This window comes from Faecalibacterium sp. OM04-11BH (genome assembly GCF_003482185.1).
In the GTDB taxonomy this organism is placed as follows: Bacteria; Bacillota; Clostridia; order Oscillospirales; family Ruminococcaceae; genus Faecalibacterium; species Faecalibacterium tardum.
Genome location: NZ_QULS01000034.1, coordinates 1 through 4,422, shown reverse-complemented (window position 1 = coordinate 4,422; position 4,422 = coordinate 1). Strand labels below are relative to the sequence as shown.

Here is a 4,422-nt window from a genome sequence, read left to right as displayed (position 1 = left end):
TACCTAGCTATAGTCGCACTGTGCTTGCTTTTGGGCTTTATTTTCAAAAGTCCATGAGCGAGTTAATTTTGGCAGTAACATCAAATCAAACGTGCCAGGGATCAAGTCTAAATTATCAGTCAAATGAACAATAGAAGAAGCCAAGTTTCCATTTTTCAGTCCTTCATAAAAATTAACACGTGGCAATTCTACCTTAAATGTTTTTGCTAAGTCTTTTGTCAATGTTGCTTGTAAGTCCTTATCGATCATTAAAACTTTTAAATTAAATTTGTCTGTCAAGTAAGCAAACATAGTCGATAATTTTGACTTTCCAACACCACCTTTAAAATAATTGTTTAAGATAACAATCGCTTCATTTTTACTGTTTAAAATACGTCTTAATTCTTCAAGTATTTTGAGTTCTTCCTTCTCCATAACTACGCCCCATTCTTTTTTTGTATAGTAATATTGTATCATTAGGAATCACAAATCACAAGTGATTTGTGATTAATCACTTGTGATTTGTGATAAGTGATTTGTGATTAATATATAAAAGCCCTCTTTAAAGGGCTTTTATGCTTATTTTGAAAAAGAGATAAAATCAATATATCCCTTTTCTCCGATTTTTACAACGGCATTGTAGGACTTTCTATCTTTCGTTTTGATTCCTTTTACCAGGGTTTCTTTTCCCTCTAGTAATTCTTTTACATTTGTTTTGGTGAGTTTTTTCTTTCTAAAATGTTCAGCTAAAGTGAAGGTACATTCAGGATAATTTGAACAACCATAAAACGATTTTTTTAATACAATATTGTTGCCACACTTAGGACATTTTCCTACAAGGGGTCCCGAGCGCTTAGTGGGAATTTGTACCCCTTATCGATACAAATTCCCCGTAGGCGCTAGGGACCTCTTTAGCTCCTTGGAAGCTGTCAGTAGTATACCTAATAATTTATCTACATTCCCTTTAGTAACGTGTAACTTTCCAAATTTACAAAAGCGACTCATAGAATTATTTCCTCCCGTTAAATAATAGATAACTATTAAAAATAGACAATACTTGCTCATAAGTAACGGTACTTAAATTGTTTACTTTGGCGTGTTTCATTGCTTGATGAAACTGATTTTTAGTAAACAGTTGACGATATTCTCGATTGACCCATTTTGAAACAAAGTACGTATATAGCTTCCAATATTTATCTGGAACATCTGTGGTATGGCGGGTAAGTTTTATTAAGACACTGTTTACTTTTGGTTTAGGATGAAAGCATTCCGCTGGCAGCTTAAGCAATTGCTGAATCGAGACTTGAGTGTGCAAGAGCAACCCTAGTGTTCGGTGAATATCCAAGGTACGCTTGTAGAATCCTTCTTCAACAATCAGATAGATGTCAGACGCATGGCTTTCAAAAACCACTTTTTTAATAATTTGTGTGCTTAAATGGTAAGGAATACTCCCAACAATTTTATACCTCTGTTTGTTAGGGAATTGAAACTGTAGAATATCTTGGTGAATTAAAGTGACACGAGTATTCAGTTTTAATTTTTCTGACGATAAGTTGAATAGATGACTGTCTAATTCAATAGACGTTACCTGTTTACTTATTTTAGCCAGTTTCGTCGTTAAATGCCCTTTACCTGTTCCAATTTCGTAAACGGTATCGGTTTCTTTTAAATTCAATTGTTTTATTATTTGGTTGAGTACTTTTTCACTCGTTAAAAAGTTTTGAGAATATTTTATATTTTTGTTCATGTAATCACTCCTTCTTAATTACAAATTTTTAGCATCTAATTTAACTTCAATTCCTATTATACAAAATTTTAAGATACTGCACTATCAACACACTCTTAAGTTTGCTTCTAAGTCTTATTTCCATAACTTCTTTCATTTGGGAATAATTCAAGCTGGCGAATCATATAATGTGTACTTGGAATGTAATCAAAATAAAACAATAGTGCTAGATATAAACTCCATGGAATTGGGCGTGTCCGATTTTCGTAGGCACTATAAGTTTGTCGTGAAATACCAACAGCCGAAGCAATTTCTTCTTGTGATGCACCAACTTTTCCTCTGAGTGCGGGTAACTCAATCGCCAATTGAGTGGCCAAGTTCTCTTTCTCATCTTTACTAAAATTCTAAAACTGCTTATAAGCATCTCGCCCTACAAATTGAATCAATAAATCTCCTCCTGGGTATACTCTTTCGTAGAGTACATTACTCCACGAAAAAACACCGCCAAACACTGAAAACTCAGCATTATTTGACGGTGTTGACAATTTATTTGACGGCTAATAAATCAGAAAGCCGTTGCATATTTTCTCTTTTTAAATCCATGGATGGGTGTACATAGCGATTCATTGTAATATTCACGCTGGCATGACCCAATATTTCGCTGAGACTTTTTACATCGAATCCAAGCTCTATGCACCTTGTAGCAAATGTATGACGTAACGAGTGATAATTTGCGGAGGTGATTCCGCTGTTTTTCAATACCTTCTTAAAATGATTTTGCATGGTTCTTGGTTCTAATGGATTCTGATCGCTATTGGTTAGGATGTAGCCAGTAGAAGAAGCTTTGTGTGCTGTAAGAATAGTCATTAAGCCATGGGGTACTGGAATAGTACGGATGGAGCAAGCACTTTTTGGTGTGGTAACAACAATCCTTGTCTTGTATTCACTGTTGGTTCTATCTTGGATTCTCTGGAGCGTTTGATGCACGTGGATTGTGTAATCTGAGAATGAAACATCTTCCCATCGTAACGCACAAATTTCACCTACTCTGAGACCAGTGAATAAACATACTAATATACCAATATTGCAGGAATCAAGATTAGAATACAAGTATTGGCATAATTTTTCCTGTTCAGCACGACTCAAAACTCTCATTTCCTTCGTTTGACGTTTTATCTGTATAGATCGTGCGTCACAAGAAATGGCTTTCCCGTTTCGGGTGGCAAATTGTAAGACATTTCGAATTAGAGATAAAATATCTGAAACAGTTTTAGAGGAAAGTCCATTCTCCTTTAATCCACCAGAAACAAGGAAAAAATTACACTGCGTTTCAATAAACTCGTGTGTTATATCACGCAATTGTTTGCTTCCGAACACAGGAAGTATATACGAGCTGAGAAGATTCCTATATTTGTTGCTTGTAGATTCCTTCACTTTAGGACATATAGCTTGAAACCATTCCATAGCAACCTGTTCAAATTGATCTGAGCTAATTTCTGGATCGACAGTGACAGAATTACTCGTGCACGAACTTTGACTGATAAGTTTTGCCTTGACTTCTCGATATGACTTTGCATAAACATAACCGTAATTGGCTTTGCCTGTAGAAGATCGGGACTTAATGTATCTTCCTTCCCATCTGCCGTCTTTCCTTTTGTAAATATTTTCTCCTTTTCGTGCCATAAGGTACACCTCCTTCAATATGACTATAATTCTGACGGCAAATTGTGACTTTGGAACTTTCTAAGATGGATTTTTGTGCAAAACCTCGTGTTTTATGTCCCTAACATATTGACAAACAGTGCGACAATTTGTAAAATAAAGATATAAACTAAAAAAAACAGAGAAGAATGCGATTCGTGGAGTAATGTACTCTACGAATTTTTTATTTTAAAGAACCTCAAGATAGCTCATATTGTCGTCTTGGGGTTCTTTTCATTCTATCATTTAATGCAATCTGCCTATAAAATTTTATCATATTGCATTTATAAATGCAACTTGCACCCGATGTTGGTTGTTGAGATTTTTGGTACATTTTATAATGTATAGCAGAATCATACACAGCATGGAGGTGATTGAAACGCAACCGGAAATTGATTACGTTAAGATTGGTCAGCGCATTAGAGCTGCCCGACTGGAAAAGGGTTATAGTCAGGCTGATTTGGGTGCGTTGGTTGGTTGCTCGAACAATCATATGAGCCATGTTGAAGTTGGACAGACGAAAGTTTCTTTGGCAATGCTTCTAAAACTGGCATTCGTCTTGGAAAAGAACTTTGACTATTTTTTACTGGATACCCCATATGCAAAATGCGACAGCATCATTGATAATGAGATTGCTGCAAAACTGAAAAAGTGTAATGTAACAACATTGATAACCGTAGGAAAGTTGATTGATGTCTTGATTGACCAGCAAGAGATGATAAAAAAAGCGGAGCTTGATTGATATAATGAAAAAGAAGCCCATTGACGGTACAGAGTGAACTGCTATGGGGTTCTTTTTTGCAGCACAATATACTGATTCTTTAAGAAGCAAAAAGTCCACCAGTCATGATGCACTACGCATCGTACTGGTGGACTTTTTCTGTAAAGATATAAAAATAGATATTCATATATCGCCATAACCAATGTCGTTATCGTAGGCATGAAGATCTTCTTTCAGGAAATCTGCTTTACGAATATTCTGAGAGTGTGACGGATTCTTCGACGCCATTGCTTGA

4 protein-coding genes and 3 pseudogenes are annotated in these 4,422 nt (G+C 35.6%); 1 reads left to right on the top strand and 6 read right to left on the bottom strand.

Annotation, left to right across the window (positions count from 1 at the left end; all coding sequences use genetic code 11):
* Positions 1 to 30: 30 nt before the first annotated feature.
* The 6 genes and pseudogenes from DXB44_RS14135 to DXB44_RS14105 all read right to left on the bottom strand — a co-directional run.
* Positions 31 to 456, bottom strand: a pseudogene (locus DXB44_RS14135) (ParA family protein); the annotation flags it as partial.
* 102 nt (positions 457 to 558) lie between these two features.
* Positions 559 to 819, bottom strand: a pseudogene (locus tag DXB44_RS14130) (topoisomerase DNA-binding C4 zinc finger domain-containing protein); the annotation flags it as partial.
* Between the two features lie 169 nt (positions 820 to 988).
* Positions 989 to 1,726 (bottom strand): 23S rRNA (adenine(2058)-N(6))-methyltransferase Erm(B), encoded by a 738-nt coding sequence (gene erm(B), locus DXB44_RS14120; protein ID WP_002292226.1) that lies wholly within the window; start codon positions 1,724 to 1,726, stop codon positions 989 to 991.
* A gap of 46 nt (positions 1,727 to 1,772) precedes the next feature.
* A pseudogene (locus tag DXB44_RS15020) lies at positions 1,773 to 1,862 on the bottom strand (peptide-binding protein); the annotation flags it as partial.
* Entirely contained in the window at positions 1,834 to 2,070 is a 237-nt protein-coding gene (locus tag DXB44_RS14690; protein ID WP_229217805.1) for a helix-turn-helix transcriptional regulator, read from the bottom strand. The gene DXB44_RS14690 and the pseudogene DXB44_RS15020, both read right to left, overlap by 29 nt.
* 181 nt (positions 2,071 to 2,251) lie before the next feature.
* Positions 2,252 to 3,388, bottom strand: a complete 1,137-nt coding sequence (locus DXB44_RS14105; RefSeq protein ID WP_002304408.1) for a site-specific integrase — start codon at positions 3,386 to 3,388, stop codon at positions 2,252 to 2,254.
* Between the two features lie 382 nt (positions 3,389 to 3,770).
* Between DXB44_RS14105 and DXB44_RS14100 the strand changes: the two genes are divergently transcribed.
* Complete coding sequence (locus tag DXB44_RS14100) at positions 3,771 to 4,148, top strand: helix-turn-helix transcriptional regulator (RefSeq protein WP_002578940.1); 378 nt, start codon at positions 3,771 to 3,773, stop codon at positions 4,146 to 4,148.
* Positions 4,149 to 4,422: the final 274 nt, after the last annotated feature.